Origin of the sequence: Phaeobacter sp. PT47_59 (assembly GCF_028890025.1) — a bacterium.
Classification (GTDB): domain Bacteria; phylum Pseudomonadota; class Alphaproteobacteria; order Rhodobacterales; family Rhodobacteraceae; genus Phycobacter.
Genome location: NZ_JARCJL010000008.1, coordinates 148,091 through 164,225 on the forward strand (window position 1 = coordinate 148,091; position 16,135 = coordinate 164,225).

Here is a 16,135-nt window from a genome sequence, read left to right on the forward strand (position 1 = left end):
GCAGGCAGATAGTCGGGGAGGAAACCATGCGGGCTTTGGTGACAGGAGCAGGCAAGCGTCTGGGGCGGGCGATGGCCATCGAACTGGCCCGGCACGGCTATAATGTCGGCGTCCACTACGCCACATCCCGCAGCGAGGCAGAAGAGACGGCAGCGGCGATCCGGGCGTTGGGGCGGCGGGCGGAATTGCTGCAGGCCGATCTGCTGGATGAGGAAGGCGCCGCAGCCCTGCTGCCTGCCGCGGCCACGGCGCTGGGCGGGCCGGTCACCTGCCTGGTCAACAATGCCTCGATCTTCGAGCATGACAGCATCGAGACCGCGACCCGGGAAAGCTGGGACCGCCATTTCGGCAGCAACCTGCGCGCACCCTTCCTGCTGATCCAGGCCATGGCGGCGCAGGGGATCGCGCAGCCGGTCGATGCGCAGGCGGAACCGCAGGCCTGGGGGCTGGTGGTCAACATGATCGATCAGCGGGTGCGGCGGCTGACGCCCGAGTTCGTGAGCTACACCCTGGCCAAATCGGCGCTTTGGACCCTGACGCAGACGGCGGCACAGGCCCTGGCGCCGGGCATCCGGGTCAATGCCATCGGCCCCGGACCCACCCTGCAGGGCCCGAGGCAAAGCGCCGAGCAGTTTGCCCGCCAGCGCGCCAGCACGGTTCTGCGCCGGGGGGCAAACCTCGAGGACATTACCGCTGCGCTTGGCTATCTTCTGGCCGCTCCGGCGGTCACCGGGCAGTTGATTTGCGTCGATGGCGGTCAACATCTGGCCTGGGAAACTCCGGATGTGGTTGGCACGGAGTAGCCCATCGCGCTGTTCCCTAGGGGAAAGTTGTGCACGTGGAGGGCGTGCTTCACAAACCCGTTACAAAAGTGTCTTTGTTTTCAAAAACTTGTCAGGTGATGGAAAAAATTATGTTTGAAAACAATATCTTAATAAGTTGCTTAATTTTTATGCAACTTTCCAAAATCGCCTGAAAACAAGGGAAATGATGGGATAGCCTGAAGATATCTCCATAGTTATCCACAGGAGTCGTGGATTTGTCCGCTCTTGAACCCGAAGCGCAAACATTGCAGCGACATGCAGAGAATCATATGTGTGACGACATGAGCGATCAGATCTCCGAAACGCCCCGCAGCGGCTATGCCGTCATCCAGGATTATGTGAAGACGCTGGATGCCTCTCCGGGCGTTTACCGGATGCTGGATGCGGAAAGCCGGGTTCTATACGTGGGCAAGGCGCGAAACCTGAAAGCACGGGTTTCGAACTACACACGGCCGGGAAACAGCCCCCGGATCGAGCGGATGATCGCGCTTACCACCTCGATGATGTTTCTGACCACGCGGACGGAAACCGAGGCGCTGCTCTTGGAGCAGAACCTGATCAAGCAGCTCAAGCCCAAGTACAACGTGCTGCTGCGCGATGACAAAAGTTTTCCGAATATCCTGGTCTCCAAGGATCACGCCTTTGCGCAGATCAAGAAACACCGCGGCGCGCGCAAGGAGAAGGGCAGCTATTTTGGCCCCTTTGCCAGCGCGGGGGCGGTGAACCGGACGCTCAATCAGCTGCAAAAGGCCTTCCTGTTGCGCAACTGTTCGGATGCGATGTTTGAAAGCCGTACGCGCCCCTGCCTGCAATACCAGATCAAACGCTGCTCGGCCCCCTGCACAGGTGAAATCAGCGTCGAAGACTACGCCGCCTCGGTGCGGGATGCGGAACGGTTCCTGTCGGGGCGCTCCACCAAGATCCAGGAGGAACTGGCCGAGCAGATGATGGCGGCCTCCGAGGCGATGGAGTTCGAGCGCGCAGCCGCCCTGCGGGACCGGATCAAGGCGCTGACGCAAGTGCAGTCTTCGCAAGGGATCAACCCGCGCGGCGTGGCCGAGGCCGATATCATCGGGTTGCACATGGAGGGCGGGCAGGCCTGCGTTCAGGTCTTCTTCATCCGGGCCAACCAGAACTGGGGCAACCAGGATTTCTACCCACGCGTGGATGCGGACAATAGCCCCGCCGAGGTGATGGAGGCCTTCCTGGGCCAGTTCTACAGCAACAAGCAGCCGCCGCGTCAGCTGATCCTGTCGGACGACATCGAGAACGGCGATCTGATGCAGGAGGCGCTCAGCGAGAAGGCAGACCACAAGGTCGAAATCCTGGTGCCCCAGCGCGGCGAAAAGACCGAACTCGTGGCAGGTGCCGTGCGCAATGCCCGCGAAAGCCTGGCCCGGCGCATGGCGGAAAGCGCGACCCAGGCCAAGCTGTTGAAAGGTCTTGCCGATGCCTTTGGTCTGGATGGCCCGCCGCAGCGGATCGAAGTCTACGACAACTCCCACATTCAGGGCAGCAATGCGGTGGGGGGAATGATCGTGGCAGGCCCCGAAGGTCTAATGAAGAACGCCTATCGCAAGTTCAACATCAGGGGCGATGACCTGACCCCTGGCGATGACTTCGGGATGATGAAAGAGGTGTTGAACCGCCGCTTCTCGCGCCTGCTGAAAGAGGATCCCGACCGCGAAAAGGGCATGTGGCCGGATCTTCTGCTGATCGATGGTGGCGCAGGGCAGGTCTCGGCGGTGGCAGAAATCATGGAAGAACACGGCGTGCAGGACATTCCCATGGTGGGTGTCGCCAAGGGCGTCGACCGCGATCACGGCAAAGAAGAGTTCTACCGCCCCGGCGAGAATGCCTTTGCCCTGCAGCGCAACGATCCGGTGCTCTATTTCATCCAGCGCCTGCGGGACGAGGCGCATAGGTTCGCCATCGGCACCCACCGGGCCAAGCGGGCCAAGGCGATGGGGGCAACGCCGCTTGATGAAATCTCAGGGGTCGGCGCCAGCCGCAAGCGGGCCCTGCTGGCGCATTTCGGCAGCGCCAAGGCGGTGAGCCGTGCCGACCTGTCGGACCTTAAAGCCGTCGAGGGTATCTCAGCCGCCCTGGCCGAGAGGATCTACGATCACTTCCACGGCCAGGGCTAGGGGCCGCGTCAGGGGCGGCCCTGCGGGGTGAGATCCTCAAAGGCCTTGCCGACCACCTCCTTGTATTCGGCCTCATCCCAAAATCCGATCAGGATGCCGGTTTCAGCCGCCAGTTTCTGCCGCGCCAGCACGGTCTGGGTTGCGGTGATCCGCGTGTGATGGCGCGTCGCCCAATCCAAGAGGGCCGCCTCCATCCGTGCGCGCACCGCGACATGTTCGGGCAGATCCGAGCCGCCGATATCCGTGATCTCCTGCGGGTCTGTCTCAAGATCGAACAGCACCGGGCGGAAGCCTTCGCAGCGGATGTACTTCCAGCGCCCGTCAAAGATCATCGTGGTATGGGCATCTTCCTGAGGCTGCTCCAGCGTGCGGGCCATGTCGGACCAGTGGTAATCGTGTTCGCTGATAACATAACGGCGCGAGAACCCGTCCGTGCCATGCAGGATCGGCGTGAGATCACGCCCTTCGATTACATGGGGTTTGGCGGGGCAGCCGACAGCCTTCATGAAGGTGGGGGCAAGGTCGATCATTTCGACCAGTTCATCCGTGACCAACCCGCGGGTGCCCTGTGCCTCGGGGCGGGGGTCGGCGATGATCAGCGGCACCTTCACCGCCATCTCGTGATAGAAGTCCTTATCGCCCATCCAGTGATCACCCATGTAGTCGCCATGGTCCGAGGTGAAGGCGACGATGGTGTTGTCGCTGAGGCCCTTTTCATCCATCCAGGCGAACAGGCGGCCAAGGTTGTCATCCAGCTGCTTGATCAGCCCCATATAGGCCGGGATCACATGTTCGCGCACATGATCACGGGCAAAGCTGCGGCAGACCCGCGCATCGAGATAGGCCTGCATCAGGGGATGATCCGTCTGCCGCTCTGCCTCGGATCGCACGGGATCGACGATGTGCCGCTCGTCATACATGTCGTGATAGGGCGCGGGCACGATATAGGGCCAGTGCGGCTTGATATAGGAGAGGTGGCAGACCCAGGGGCGCCCGTCTTCCATCGCCTCTTCCATGAAGGCCATGGCGCGGTCGGTCATATAGGCGGTTTCCGAGTGTTCCTCTGGCACGTTGGCGGCAAGGCGCGAGTTCTTCAAGAGCCAGGCGGACAGCAGCTCGCCATCGTCATCAAGGCCGGAGTTGGCAAAATCCTCCCAGGGGTTTTCGGATGTGAACCCATGCGCCTCCAGATAGTCATCGTAGGCGGACCAGTTCTGCCGTGGGCTGTCGGGGTGGAGGCCATCGTCGCGCTCGAACGGTTCAAAGCCGCATTCGGATACGCGCACGCCGATTTCGCTGGCAGGATCGATGCCGAGCCAGGCCATGCCTTCGGCATCTGCGGTCATATGGGTCTTTCCCACCAGCACCGCGCGGGCGTCCACCTCGCGCAGATGGTCGCCCAGGGTTGGCTCGCCCACGCGCAGGGGCATGCCGTTCCAGGTCGAACCATGGCTGCGCACATATCGCCCGGTATATGCCGACATCCGCGACGGCCCACAGACCGGCGATTGCACATAGGCATTGGTGAAGCGCACGCCGCGCGCGGCCAGCGCGTCGATATGGGGCGTATGCAGGTGCGGGTGGCCATAGCAACTGAGGTAGTCGAACCGCAGCTGGTCAGCCATGATCCAAAGCACGTTGGGGCGATCTGTCATTCCACGGTGTCCTCTTCCAGAAACTCTTCGATGGGGATGCGCAGGAACTCTTCCATCCGGTCAAGATAGCCGACAAAGGCCGCGATTTCCTCTTCCGAGAAGACCCCGCGCAGGGCGGCACGGCGACGGGCCATCACCGGGGCTGCGCGCTCATAGGCGGCGCGCCCGGCCTCGGCGATCTCCACGATGGTTTGCCGCCCGTCCTGCACATCGCGGCGCATGGTGACGAACCCCTTGCGGCGCATCTCGGGCAGGGCGCGGCTCAGGAGGGAATGATCGGCGCGCTGGATCGTCGCCAGATCGCGGATCGTCATCGGGCCGACCTCGTGCAGATCCCAAAGGGTGCGCCATTCCACGATCGACAGCCCGCCGCCTTTCTGCAGGAACTTCTGCCCCTGGCTGCGCGAGGCGGCATAGACCGCCGGGAGCCGCGAGAAGAGGTTGTAATCCTCCCGTGCCTGACGTGCGCGAATCCCCGCGATGTCCCTTTCGGTGGGCTTGCTCATCATGTTCCTCCCATTGCCCTGATAAAGCCCGAAAAAATAATTCGTGACAAGTCATATAATTTCTGCAAGCCTGAAAACATGACCCCCGGAACAGGGGGCATCCGCCTTTGGAGGAGGGCGGGCACCTTAGGGAGGAACTCATGATCAAACAGACGCTTCTTGCAGGCGCGCTGGCGCTGGCGCCCATGGCGGCCGTGGCCCAGGCCACGCTGACCGCCGAGACCACGACGCCGGGTTCAACGCCGCATTACATCGATTCGACCCTTGCTGCGGTGCTCGACAGTGCCGGAGTTGCTACCCTGCAGATCACCGAAGGCGCCACGCTGACCAATTCGGTGCAGGCGGTGGCCGAAGGGCGGCTGGACATGGCGCCCGCACCGTTGATCCTGCCCTTCCTGCTGGCGCGCGGTATCGGTCCCTACAGCGGTATCGGGCCTGAAAAGGGCGCCGAACTGGCGGCCAATATCCGGGTGATCTTCTTCAACGCGGGCTCGGCGCAGATGCTGGGCTATTACAACAGCAACCCGGTTGAGGATATTCGTGACCTTGCCGGAAAGCGGATCTGGAACGGCCCCCCGCGCGGTGCGGCGCTGACCTCAGGAAGGGCGATGATCCAGCTTCTGTCCGGCATCAAGGATGGCGAAGGCTATGAGGGGATCCAGACACCCTGGCCCGATACGGTGTCCACCATCACCGGCGGTGGCGCCGATGCCTGGACGATCCCCGAAGGTCTGCCCTCGGGGCGTCAGATCGCCATCGCGGCCGCGGGCGGGATCACCATCCACGACGTGCCGTCCGACCTGTTGGCGAGCAAGCTGGGTCAGCAGATCCTGGCGGCACCGGGCCATGCGCCCTATTCGGTCCCGGTCGAGGAATTCCGCGCGGCCTATGGAGGCAATGACATCACCATTGTCACGGACGATGACAGTTTCGACAGTTTCGCCACCGCCTTTGGCCAGATCGTGCCAGCCGGGCTGGATGAAGACCTCGTCTATGCGGTGACCAAGGCCTATCTGGAGGGTGAGGAGCGTTTCCTGAAAGGCTCTCCACGCGGGCCTTACACGCGGCTCAGCTTTGGCGACATCGATGGCGTCAGCCAGGGTGCCTGCGGCGCGGTGCAGATCAAGATGCACCCCGGCGCGATCCGCGCCTTTGAGGATGCCGGTCACATGATTGCCGACTGCCTGCGTCCCTGATCGGACATTTCTGCAGGGCCGCAGCTGCGGCCTTGCCCATTTCTAGGCTCCGGTGACATGACAGATATCGCTCCCTCCCGACCCATCGGTCAGCGCATCGCCGTGGGACTTGCGCTTGTTCTCGTGCTTGTCGGCATGATCAACACCATGCCGGAAATCCCCGGTCTGCAGGATTGGGCGCGCGAGATCACCGGGCGCCCCTTCTTCCGCGTCTCCGGCTTCCCGCCCGAATTCTTCTACCCGCCGGTCTTCCTGTTGATGATGGTCATCGTGGCACTGGATGCCAGCGTCTACAGGGCGTGGAAGGGGAGCAAGCCGCATCTGGCCTGGCTGGGGCTGCTCTTGGATGCGGGGCTGATCCTTGCGGCCTTTCTGGCGGCCTTGGGGTTCCTGGTGGAGATCGACTCGGTCTGCCTCATAGACCAGATCACCGGCGAACGGGCCCGCCTAATCAAGGAGGCTGCCGAACGGTCGGTCGGGGTCATCCCGGGGATCTCGTTCGAGGCCGAGGTGCCCGCCTGTCAGGCGCGCTTCGGGATCTGGATCATCCCGCTTTTGTTCACCATCATCACGCTGTTCTTCCTCTATAACGTGCGGGTCTGGGGGCTGCCGCTGGTGGCGGTGGCCAGCGTCGTGGTGATATACACCGTGGGCACGGCGCTGATCTGGATGTTTGACCTCAGCGGCAACAACTTCCTTCTGACCAAGCTGGGCGCCGATGGCGGCGACGTGACGGCAGCGGCAATCCAGAAGGCCGCCAATGTCTTCATCACCCCGGATGGCATCATGGGGCGGTTCATGGATATCGTGGTCAACCAGGTCTTTCCTTACGTGATCCTTGGCGCGTTGTTTGGCACCTCGGCCGGTGGCGCATCGCTGATCAAGCTGGCCGTGCGGATGACGCGGCACTTACGCGGTGGGCCAGCCCATGCCGCCATCGTATCGTCTGCCATGTTCGGCACTATCACCGGCGGGCCTGTGACCAACGTGCTATCGACCGGCAGGCTCACCATCCCGATGATGCGGCGCAACGGGTTTTCGCCGCAGTTCGCAGGCGGGGTGGAGGCGGCGGCCTCCTCTGGCGGGCAGATCATGCCGCCTGTCATGGGGGTGGCGGCCTTTGTGCTGGTGGCCCTGACGGCGGTTCCCTACACCAAGGTGATCACGGCGGCCTTCCTCCCGGCCATGGCGTTCTTCTTCTCGATCTTTCTCGCGGTGATGTTCCAGGCCCGGCGCGACCGGGTGGAGGCCATGCGCGAAATCCCCGAAGATCTCGTGATGCACCGCCAGGACTGGCTGAACCTCGTGATCATCTTTCTGCCGATCCTGACCATCCTGTTCCTGCTTCTGGGCAACAAGGATGCGGTTGGGTCGGGCCTGTTCGCCGGTCTGATGCCCGGCTTTGCGACCCAGATCGTGGTCAATGCCACGGGCGATGCGGTCTCTGCCGGGTGGTGGGCCGTTGCGGTGCTGCTGCCGCTCTTGTTCCTGGATCCCGAAACCCGCGCGCGGCCCGCGAAGATCCTCATGTCGCTGGCCGATGGCGGCATCCTTCTGTCGCGCCTGTTCCTGCTCCTGTTCGCGGTCTCGATCATCTCGGCCTTTCTTAATGAAAGCGGACTGACCGGAGAGCTGACCCGCGCCGTCACCTCCTGGCTGGAGCAGGCGCGGGTTCTGCACGTGTTTGGGTTGGAGATCCCGATCGTCGGCGGCGTCTACCTGATGCTGGCACTCACCTGCGCCATGGTCTGCGCCATCATCCTAGGGATGGGGATGCCCACGGTTCCGGCCTATGTGAATGTGGCGCTCTTGCTGGGGCCGCTTTTGGCCAATCTGGGGGTGAGCTTTTTCACCGCGCATATGTTCGTTTTCTACTTCGCGGTTGCCTCGGCCATCACGCCGCCGGTGGCGATTGCCGCCTTTGCCGCCGCCTCGATCACCCGGACCGAGCCGATGCGCACCGGCATCGCCGCCGTCCGGGTGGGGATCGTGATGTTCACCATTCCCTTTGTCTTTGCCTGGTATCCCGAATTGTTGCTGATCGAAGAGGCGGTGACCATCACCGATGACATGGGCCGCCGGACCCTGATCGTGGGCTACAGCGGCGAAGTCGAACTTATGCCGCTGGCCATGCTGGGCCTGCGTCTGGTGCTGGCGCTGTATCTCATGGCCTCGGCCCTGGCGCGGTTCGACCAGGGGCGGCTTGCCCGCTGGGAAGTGGCGCTGCGCCTGCTGGCCGCCGTTCTGGTGCTGTGGAAGACTGCCCTTGTGCTGTGGTTTGGCGTTGCGCTGGCGCTGGCGCTGATTGGCGCCCATGCGCTCTTTGTCCGGTCCCAACGCAAACCTGCGCCAGCCTAGGGGCAAGCGGCATGATCCAGCTGCGCACCAAGCAGGTCCTGCAATCGCGGAAAAGGCGAATTTTGCATTGCCCCGCTTTCCACTTGTGAAACAGCGGGATAATGTGCGGCCATGATATGGACCTTGCCGAATATCCTGACTGTCGTGCGGCTGCTTGCTGCACCCGGTCTCGCCATCATGTTCCTCTATTTCAATCGCCCTCTGGCGGACTGGTTCGCGCTGCTCCTATTCGTTGGCGCGGCGGTGACAGACTGGTTCGACGGCTACCTTGCACGGGCCTGGAAACAGGAAACCAAGATGGGGGCCATGCTGGATCCGATCGCCGACAAGGCCATGGTTGTGATCGCCCTGATGATCCTGGTGGGCTACGCGGCAGAGCATTGGGCGCCCTGGCTGGTGCTGCCCGCAACGGTGATCCTGTTCCGCGAGGTTTTTGTGTCGGGTCTGCGCGAATACCTTGGCGATACGGCAGGCACGCTGAAGGTCACGCAACTGGCCAAGTGGAAGACCACGGCGCAGATGACCGCCATCGCCGCGCTGTTCTGCCAGGGGGTTTTTGAACACTATCTGGTGATGTCCTCCTTCGGGATGGATGATGCGCTGATCGAAGGGGTGCTCTCGGGCGCGGTGGAGGATACGGTCGGGTTGAACTGGAAATACGATGGCATGGTCTGGACCGGGCGGATCGGCTTGTGGCTGTTGTGGATTGCCGCGGCGCTGACCCTGATCACCGGCGTGGATTATCTGAAAAAAGCCCTGCCGCACCTGAAGGAGACCCGCTGATGGACATTCTGTATTTCGCCTGGGTGCGTGAGCGGATCGGTCTGCCGCGCGAGAGCATTGAGAGCTCTGCCGCGACCGTTGCCGATCTGGTCGAGGAGCTGCGCGCGCGTGAGCAGCGCTATGAGGCGGCCTTTGCTGATCTGTCGGCCCTGCGGGTGGCGCTGGATCAGGAGTTGTCGGATTTCGATGCCTCCCTTGAGGGTGTGCGTGAAGTTGCCTTCTTCCCGCCGATGACCGGGGGCTGAGGCGATGCAGATCCGGGTTCAGCAGGCGCCGTTCGATCTGGGGGCAGAGACCGAAGCCTTTGCCGATGCGGTTGATGGGGCAGGGGCCGTGGTGACCTTCACCGGCGTCGTGCGCGAGGCGGACACTGGCGAGATGACCGCGATGGAGATCGAACATTACCCCGGCATGACCCAGAAGGCGCTGGAAAAGATCGCCTCCGAGGCGATGACCCGCTGGGATCTGGCCGATGCCCTGGTGATCCACCGTCACGGGCGGCTGGAACCCGGCGATCGGATCATGATGGTCGCCACCGCGTCGCGCCATCGCAAGGATGCCTTTGAGGCCGCCGAATATCTGATGGATTACCTCAAGTCCCGCGCCCCCTTCTGGAAGAAGGAAATCCTGTCGGGGGGAGAGGCCGAATGGGTGGCCGCCAAGGACGCGGATGAAGATGCGTTGAAGCGCTGGTAATTCTCTGTCGGCATTGCCTTTTTCCCTATTACTGAGAGCCTGACGCTGACTCTTTTCAGCTTCGAAAGGGGCGCGCTACATTAATCCAAAGGTAAGCATGCTTACAAAATGATTGACCGAGTTACCCCTGATAGGTAAGCATGCTTACCAAATGGTGCCCATGGAGGAAAACACATGCAATATCATCTGAATGGATTTCGTCCCGGCGACCCGGCCGTATCGGAAAAGGTAGATCGCCCCGGGGCAGGGGAGCTGCCCGCGGAACTGGATGTCCTGATCGTGGGCACGGGGCCCACGGGGCTGGTCCTGGCCAGCCAGTTGGCGGTGTTCCCCGATATCCGCACCGGTATTGTCGAGCAGAAATCCAGTCCGATCGAGATCGGGCAGGCGGATGGGATTGCCTGCCGCTCGATGGAGATGTTCGAGGCCTTCGGCTTCAGCGAAAAGATCCTGAAAGAGTCCTACTGGGTCAATGAAACCACCTTCTGGCGCCCGGATGCAGAGGACCCGGCCAAGATCACCCGCAGCGGCCGTATTCAGGACACAGAAGATGGGCTGTCGGAGTTTCCCCATGTGATCCTGAACCAGGCGCGGGTGCATGATTTCTTCTTGGAAACCATGCGCAATGCGCCCGCGGGGCTGGAACCCTGGTACAATCACCGGATCAAGGACCTGACGGTGGAGCAGGGTGCGGACTACCCTGTGACCGTGACCCTGGAGCGCACCGATGAGGGCCACGAGGGCGAAACCCACGTGCTGCGCGCCAAATACGTGGTGGGCTGCGATGGTGCACGCAGCCGCGTGCGCGAGGCGATCGGGCGCAAGCTGACCGGGGATTCCGCCAATCAGGCCTGGGGCGTGATGGATGTGCTTGCGGTCACCGATTTCCCCGATATCCGCATGAAGGCCACCGTGCATTCGGCGGAAGAAGGCAACCTTCTGGTGATCCCGCGCGAGGGCGGCTACATGGTTCGGCTCTATATCGAGCTGGACAAGCTGAAAGCGGATGAGCGGGTCGCCAGCCGCAATATCACGCTCGATAAACTGGTGGCGGCGGCGCAGCGGATCCTGCATCCCTACACGCTGGAGGTAAAGGAAACCGCCTGGTGGTCGGTCTATGAGATCGGTCAACGCCTCTGCGACAAGTTCGACGATGTCCCGGTCGAAAACATGGACCATCAGCTGCCGCATGTGTTCATCGCCGGGGACGCCTGTCACACCCACAGCCCCAAGGCGGGGCAGGGCATGAATGTCTCCATGCGCGATGGCTTCAATCTGGGCTGGAAGCTGGCTGCCGTGCTGCGCGGGCAGATGGTGCCGGACATCCTGCACAGCTACTCTGCCGAGCGACAGGGCGTGGCCAAGATGCTGATCGATTTCGACCGCGAGTTTGCCCGCATGTTCAGCGCCAAGCCGAAATCCGGCGACAATGAGGATGGCGTAGATCCGGAGGAGTTCCAGAAGTATTTCGTGCAGCATGGGCGTTTCACCGCAGGCACGGCCATCCAATACGCGCCCTCGGTTCTGACCGGAGCCGACAGCCATCAGGCGCTGGCGACCGGCTTCCCGCTGGGTATGCGGTTCCATTCGGCGCCGGTCATCCGGCTGTCTGATGCGCGCCCCATGCATCTGGGCCATGTGGTGCGGGCCGACGGGCGCTGGCGGCTGTTTGCCTTTGCGGGCGTGGAGGACCGGGGCGGCGAAGGGGGCGATATTCATGCCCTGTGCCAGTTCCTGGAAACCGATGCCGCATCGCCGCTACGCCGCTACACGCCCGAGGGCGCCGATATCGACTCGGTGCTCGATGTTCGGGCTGTGCTGCAGCAGGACTTCCGCAGCCTGACGCCGGGCGACATGCCGGAGCTCTTGCGCCCGCTCAAAGGTCAGTATGGCTTGCGCGATTATGAAAAGGTCTTTTGCCCGGATCTGAAATCGGGACAGGACATCTTCGACATGCGCGGCATCGACCGCAAGCGCGGTTGCATGGTGCTGGTGCGCCCGGACCAGCATGTGGCCCAGGTGCTGCCGCTGGATGCCCATGCGGCGCTCTGCCAGTTCTTTGACGCCTTCATGATCTCAGTGGTCTGAGGTCAGGGATCCGTCAGGTCGCAAAGTGACAAGCGACCTGGCTGGCCCCGCAGGGTTTTAAGACCGGTTGCTCCTGTCGGCAGATCTCCTGCGCCATGGGGCAGCGCTCCACGAAGGCGCAGCCCTTGGGCGGGTTGATGGGGCTGGGCGGATCACCGGACAGTTTCAAGGGGCGCACATAGCCCTTTGATTTTCGCCGCGCCAGTGATGGCGCCGCTGCCAGCAGGGCCTGCGTGTAGGGGTGTTTCGGTGTGTTGAACAGATCCTCGCGACTGGCCTGCTCGACGATCTGGCCCAGATACATCACCGCCACATCGTCGCAAAGGTGCCGCACCACGCCAAGGTCGTGGCTGATGAAGAGGTAGGAGAGGCCCAGCTCTCGTTTCAGCCGCGCAAGCAAGTTCAGGATCTGCGCCTGAATGGCCACATCCAGCGCGCTGACTGGCTCGTCACAGACCAAAAGCTTGGGATTGGTGGTCAGCGCGCGCGCGATGGAGATCCTTTGTCGCTGCCCGCCCGAGAATTGATGCGGAAACAGGTTCAGCTGATCGGGGCGCAGGCCCACCAGATCAAACAGCTCCTTCACGCGCTGAAGGCGGCTGGCGGCGTCGCCGATTCCCATCAGGTCCATCGGCTCGCGCACAATGTCCACCACCCGTGCGCGGGGATTGAGCGAGGAATAGGGATCCTGAAAGATCAGCTGGATATCCCGCCGCCGCGCCCGCATCGCCTCATCATCCAGCGGCAGAAGGTCTTCGCCTTCGAACAGGATCTCACCACCCGCAGCAGGAACCAGCCGGATCGTTGCCATGGCCGCGGTGGTCTTTCCCGACCCGCTTTCGCCGACAATGCCCAGGGCGCGGCCCTTCTCCAGCGTGAAGGAGACGCCGCGTACCGCCTCAAGGAAGGGCTGTGGTGCAAAGAGCGAGGGTTTGGGCAGGGCAAAGCGGACCTTCAGGTCGCGTACATCCAGAAGCGCGCTCATATCCGGCCCTCCTCAACCGCGTGACAGGCCGCCGGGTGGTGTCCATGGGCGATCAATCGCGGCTGTTCGCTGTCACAGCGTGCCAAGCGATGGCTGCAGCGGTCGGCAAAGGCACAGCCCGCGCCGAGCAGATGCAAGGGCGGTACGACGCCGGGGATCTCCGCCAGCGTATCCGGCAGATCCCCCTTTCCAAGGGCGGGAATGCAGGAAATCAGCCCGCGGGCATAGGGGTGTTGCGGATGGTCCAGCACATCGTCGGCGCGGGCTTCCTCGATCACGCGGCCCGCGTACATCACGGCCACCCGGTCCGCCATTTCACTGATGGCGCCCATGTCATGGGTGATCAGGATGATGGCAGAGCCGAAATCGCGCTGGATCTCATTCAAGAGGTCAAAGATCTGCGCCTGCACCGTCACATCCAGCGCCGTGGTGGGTTCATCCGCGATCAGCACCTTGGGGCGGCAGCTGACAGCCATGGCAATCATCACCCGCTGACGCATGCCGCCTGACAGCTGGTGCGGATAGTCCCGCGCACGGGCATCGGGTGAGGGGATGCCAACGCGATCCAGCAGGGCAATGGCATCGCGGAAGGCCTGATCGCGGCTGACGTTCTGGTGCAGCATGATGGCTTCGGCGATCTGGTCGCCGACGGTGAACACCGGGTTGAGCGAGGTCATCGGCTCCTGGAAGATCATCGCCATCTCTGCGCCGCGCAATTCGCGCATGCGCGCCTCGCTGGCCTGGGTCAGATCCTCGCCATTCAGCCGGATGGAGCCGCCCGCGATGCGGCCCGGCGGAGAGGGGATCAGCCCCATGACGGACAGGGCGGTGATGGATTTGCCGCAGCCGCTTTCGCCGACCACGCCAAGCGTTTCACCCTCGCTGACATGCATCGAAATGCCATCCAGCGCGGTTACCTCGCCATAGCGGGTGTTGAAGGTGACCCGCAGGTCTTCGATCTGCAAGAGATGGGTCATCGTTCCCTCAGTTTCGGGTTGAAGGCATCGTTCAGCCCGTCGCCGATCAGGCTGACGGCAAAGACGGTGAAGAAGATGGCGAGGCCTGGAAAGGTCACCGGCCACCAGGCATCGAGGATGTATTCGCGGTTGGCGCCGATCATCAGACCCCAGCTCATCACGTTGGGATCGCCAAGGCCAAGGAAGCTGAGACCTGCTTCGAACAGGATGGCGACGCCGACGGTGAGCGTGGCGGAGACGATCAGCGGCGGCAGGGCGTTGGGCAGGATCACCGTCCAGATGATGCGCTTGTCGCGGGCACCGATGGCGCGGGCGGCGGTCACATATTCCAGGTTCTTGATCTTCAGGAATTCGGCCCGCGTCAGGCGCGCGGTCTGCGGCCAGCTGACCACCCCGATGGCAAAGGCGATGGTGAACAGGCTTGGCGACAAGAGCGTCACCAGCACCATTGCGAACAGAAGCGCGGGCAACACCTGAAAGAACTCGGTCACCCGCATCAACAGATTGTCGACCCAGCCGCCGTAATACCCGGCCAGCGCCCCCATGGCGATGCCGATCCCCATGGTGATCGCGGCGGCGACCGCGCCCACGGCCAGCGTCGGGCCTCCACCGGTCAGCATGCCCGCGATGATATCGCGCCCCAGGTAATCGGTGCCAAGCGGAAACTCCGGCGTCACGCCCGGTGGCTCATGCGGGGCCCAGACGATCTCGAATGGGTCGCCGGTATAGAAGAAGGTGCCGTAGAGCGTCGCCAGGATGATCACGGTCAGCAGCACCACCCCGACCAGGGCCGGGATATTGCGGCGGAACATGCGCCAGGCTTCCAGCGCGGGACTTTCGGCCTTGTAGGTGGTGCGGGTTTCGTTTGCCATCAGCCTTTCCCCCGTAGTCGCGGATCGGCGAGCTGGTAGCTCATGTCGGTCAGGATATTGGCGATCACCACCATGGCGCTGGCAAAGAACAGCACGCCCATGATGGTGGGATAGTCCCGTCGCAGGATGGAATCGAAGGCAAGCCGCCCCATGCCGGGCCAGTTGAACACCGTTTCAACCAGCAGCGCGCCGGAAATCAGGTTGCCGAATTGCAGCCCCGCCACGGTCAGGATCGGTAGTGCCGCATTGCGCAGGGCGTGTTTGAACAGGATCGCGCGCTGGGAGGCGCCCTTGGCCTTGGCGGTGCGGATGTAGTCGGAGCCTAAGACCTCCAGCATCGAGGCGCGTGACAGGCGGGCGTATTGCGCAAGATAGATGATCGCCAAGGTGAAGGCAGGAAGTGCCAGGTGATGCAGGATATCCAGCATCTGAACAAACAGGCTGGCATCGCGCAGCTTCACCGATTGCATGCCCTCCACCGGAAAGATCGGCAGCACGCTGGCAAAGAGGATGATCAGCATGATCCCCGTCCAGAACACCGGCACCGCATAGCCGATGGTGGCAAAGACCGAGACGAACGCGCTCATCACCCCATTGGGCTTGCGCGCGGCAAGGACCCCCAGGAAGACGCCGATCAGGATCGACAGCACCTGCGCGGTAACCACCAGCAGGATGGTGGGCAGGATGCGCTGGGCGATCAATGTGGCGACAGGCTGATTGAAGAAGAAGCTTTCGCCCAGGTTCCCGGTCAGCACATTGCCCACATAGATGCCAAGCTGCACCACCAGGGGCTTGTTGAGCCCGTATTCCTCGCGGATGCTTTCCAGCATTTCCTCGGTGGCGCCGCCCATTTCCCCGGCGATGACCACGGCTGGGTCTCCCGGCGCCAGCCGGATCAGCAGGAAGTTCAGCACCACGACGCCCAGCATCAGGAGCAGCCCGTAGCCAATCCGGCGCAATAGAAAAGAAGCCGTCATAAAGTCGTCCAGGTCAAAAGGGATGCGGCGGGCGCCATGGGTGCGGCGCCCGTCGTGCTTAGTGTCGTGGA

General features: G+C 62.7%; 14 protein-coding genes. 8 read left to right on the forward strand and 6 right to left on the reverse strand.

The window, feature by feature from the left end:
- Positions 1 to 26 precede the first annotated feature (26 nt).
- Positions 27 to 803, forward strand: coding sequence for an SDR family oxidoreductase (locus tag PXK01_RS09930; RefSeq protein WP_274859855.1), 777 nt, complete (start codon positions 27 to 29; stop codon positions 801 to 803).
- A 290-nt stretch (positions 804 to 1,093) separates the two neighbouring features.
- The gene (uvrC, locus tag PXK01_RS09935; RefSeq protein ID WP_274859857.1) at positions 1,094 to 2,971 is read left to right on the forward strand and encodes an excinuclease ABC subunit UvrC; all 1,878 of its coding nucleotides are present in this window, start codon (positions 1,094 to 1,096) and stop codon (positions 2,969 to 2,971) included.
- A gap of 8 nt (positions 2,972 to 2,979) precedes the next feature.
- Here uvrC and PXK01_RS09940 read toward each other — a convergent pair whose 3' ends face one another.
- Both PXK01_RS09940 and PXK01_RS09945 read right to left on the reverse strand, forming a co-directional pair.
- Positions 2,980 to 4,626, reverse strand: coding sequence for a sulfatase-like hydrolase/transferase (locus tag PXK01_RS09940; protein ID WP_274859859.1), 1,647 nt, complete (start codon positions 4,624 to 4,626; stop codon positions 2,980 to 2,982).
- Complete coding sequence (locus PXK01_RS09945) at positions 4,623 to 5,132, reverse strand: MarR family winged helix-turn-helix transcriptional regulator (RefSeq protein WP_274859861.1); 510 nt, start codon at positions 5,130 to 5,132, stop codon at positions 4,623 to 4,625. The genes PXK01_RS09940 and PXK01_RS09945 overlap by 4 nt, the downstream gene beginning before the upstream one ends.
- A 140-nt stretch (positions 5,133 to 5,272) precedes the next feature.
- Here PXK01_RS09945 and PXK01_RS09950 point away from each other — a divergent pair, with 140 nt between their 5' ends.
- The 6 genes from PXK01_RS09950 (at position 5,273) to PXK01_RS09975 (ending at position 12,253) form a co-directional block, all read left to right on the forward strand.
- Positions 5,273 to 6,328, forward strand: a complete 1,056-nt coding sequence (locus tag PXK01_RS09950) for a TAXI family TRAP transporter solute-binding subunit (RefSeq protein ID WP_274859863.1) — start codon at positions 5,273 to 5,275, stop codon at positions 6,326 to 6,328.
- A gap of 57 nt (positions 6,329 to 6,385) precedes the next feature.
- On the forward strand, positions 6,386 to 8,686 hold the full coding sequence (locus PXK01_RS09955) for a TRAP transporter permease (protein ID WP_274859864.1): 2,301 nt from the start codon (positions 6,386 to 6,388) through the stop codon (positions 8,684 to 8,686).
- A gap of 111 nt (positions 8,687 to 8,797) precedes the next feature.
- On the forward strand, positions 8,798 to 9,469 hold the full coding sequence (gene pgsA, locus PXK01_RS09960) for a CDP-diacylglycerol--glycerol-3-phosphate 3-phosphatidyltransferase (protein WP_274847165.1): 672 nt from the start codon (positions 8,798 to 8,800) through the stop codon (positions 9,467 to 9,469).
- On the forward strand, positions 9,466 to 9,714 hold the full coding sequence (gene moaD / locus PXK01_RS09965; RefSeq protein ID WP_274847322.1) for a molybdopterin converting factor subunit 1: 249 nt from the start codon (positions 9,466 to 9,468) through the stop codon (positions 9,712 to 9,714). The genes pgsA and moaD overlap by 4 nt, the downstream gene beginning before the upstream one ends.
- A gap of 4 nt (positions 9,715 to 9,718) precedes the next feature.
- Complete coding sequence (locus tag PXK01_RS09970) at positions 9,719 to 10,165, forward strand: molybdenum cofactor biosynthesis protein MoaE (protein ID WP_274847164.1); 447 nt, start codon at positions 9,719 to 9,721, stop codon at positions 10,163 to 10,165.
- 174 nt (positions 10,166 to 10,339) lie between these two features.
- Entirely contained in the window at positions 10,340 to 12,253 is a 1,914-nt protein-coding gene (locus PXK01_RS09975; RefSeq protein WP_274859865.1) for an FAD-binding monooxygenase, read from the forward strand.
- Between the two features lie 13 nt (positions 12,254 to 12,266).
- On the opposite strand, the gene PXK01_RS09980 is transcribed toward PXK01_RS09975, so the two are convergent.
- The 4 genes from PXK01_RS09980 to PXK01_RS09995 are packed head-to-tail and all read right to left on the reverse strand — an operon-like array spanning position 12,267 to position 16,064.
- A complete protein-coding gene (locus PXK01_RS09980) occupies positions 12,267 to 13,238 on the reverse strand; it encodes an ABC transporter ATP-binding protein (RefSeq protein ID WP_274847159.1) in 972 nt (323 codons plus the stop codon).
- A complete protein-coding gene (locus PXK01_RS09985) occupies positions 13,235 to 14,215 on the reverse strand; it encodes an ABC transporter ATP-binding protein (protein WP_274859866.1) in 981 nt (326 codons plus the stop codon). Before PXK01_RS09985 ends, PXK01_RS09980 begins: the two co-directional genes overlap by 4 nt.
- A complete protein-coding gene (locus PXK01_RS09990; protein ID WP_274859867.1) occupies positions 14,212 to 15,087 on the reverse strand; it encodes an ABC transporter permease in 876 nt (291 codons plus the stop codon). The genes PXK01_RS09985 and PXK01_RS09990 overlap by 4 nt, the downstream gene beginning before the upstream one ends.
- Positions 15,087 to 16,064, reverse strand: a complete 978-nt coding sequence (locus PXK01_RS09995) for an ABC transporter permease (RefSeq protein WP_274859868.1) — start codon at positions 16,062 to 16,064, stop codon at positions 15,087 to 15,089. The genes PXK01_RS09990 and PXK01_RS09995 overlap by 1 nt, the downstream gene beginning before the upstream one ends.
- Between the last annotated feature and the right edge of the window lie 71 nt (positions 16,065 to 16,135).

What these genes read in the sequence shown, in the direction of transcription:
- PXK01_RS09955 (WP_274859864.1), top strand. Translation starts at nt 6,386, where the DNA reads ATGACAGATATCGCTCCCTCCCGACCCATCGGTCAGCGCATCGCCGTG.
- PXK01_RS09985 (WP_274859866.1), bottom strand. Translation starts at nt 14,215, where the DNA reads ATGACCCATCTCTTGCAGATCGAAGACCTGCGGGTCACCTTCAACACC.
- PXK01_RS09990 (WP_274859867.1), bottom strand. Translation starts at nt 15,087, where the DNA reads ATGGCAAACGAAACCCGCACCACCTACAAGGCCGAAAGTCCCGCGCTG.
- pgsA (WP_274847165.1), top strand. Translation starts at nt 8,798, where the DNA reads ATGATATGGACCTTGCCGAATATCCTGACTGTCGTGCGGCTGCTTGCT.
- uvrC (WP_274859857.1), top strand. Translation starts at nt 1,094, where the DNA reads ATGTGTGACGACATGAGCGATCAGATCTCCGAAACGCCCCGCAGCGGC.
- PXK01_RS09950 (WP_274859863.1), top strand. Translation starts at nt 5,273, where the DNA reads ATGATCAAACAGACGCTTCTTGCAGGCGCGCTGGCGCTGGCGCCCATG.
- PXK01_RS09970 (WP_274847164.1), top strand. Translation starts at nt 9,719, where the DNA reads ATGCAGATCCGGGTTCAGCAGGCGCCGTTCGATCTGGGGGCAGAGACC.
- PXK01_RS09940 (WP_274859859.1), bottom strand. Translation starts at nt 4,626, where the DNA reads ATGACAGATCGCCCCAACGTGCTTTGGATCATGGCTGACCAGCTGCGG.
- PXK01_RS09945 (WP_274859861.1), bottom strand. Translation starts at nt 5,132, where the DNA reads ATGAGCAAGCCCACCGAAAGGGACATCGCGGGGATTCGCGCACGTCAG.
- PXK01_RS09980 (WP_274847159.1), bottom strand. Translation starts at nt 13,238, where the DNA reads ATGAGCGCGCTTCTGGATGTACGCGACCTGAAGGTCCGCTTTGCCCTG.
- PXK01_RS09975 (WP_274859865.1), top strand. Translation starts at nt 10,340, where the DNA reads ATGCAATATCATCTGAATGGATTTCGTCCCGGCGACCCGGCCGTATCG.
- PXK01_RS09930 (WP_274859855.1), top strand. Translation starts at nt 27, where the DNA reads ATGCGGGCTTTGGTGACAGGAGCAGGCAAGCGTCTGGGGCGGGCGATG.
- PXK01_RS09995 (WP_274859868.1), bottom strand. Translation starts at nt 16,064, where the DNA reads ATGACGGCTTCTTTTCTATTGCGCCGGATTGGCTACGGGCTGCTCCTG.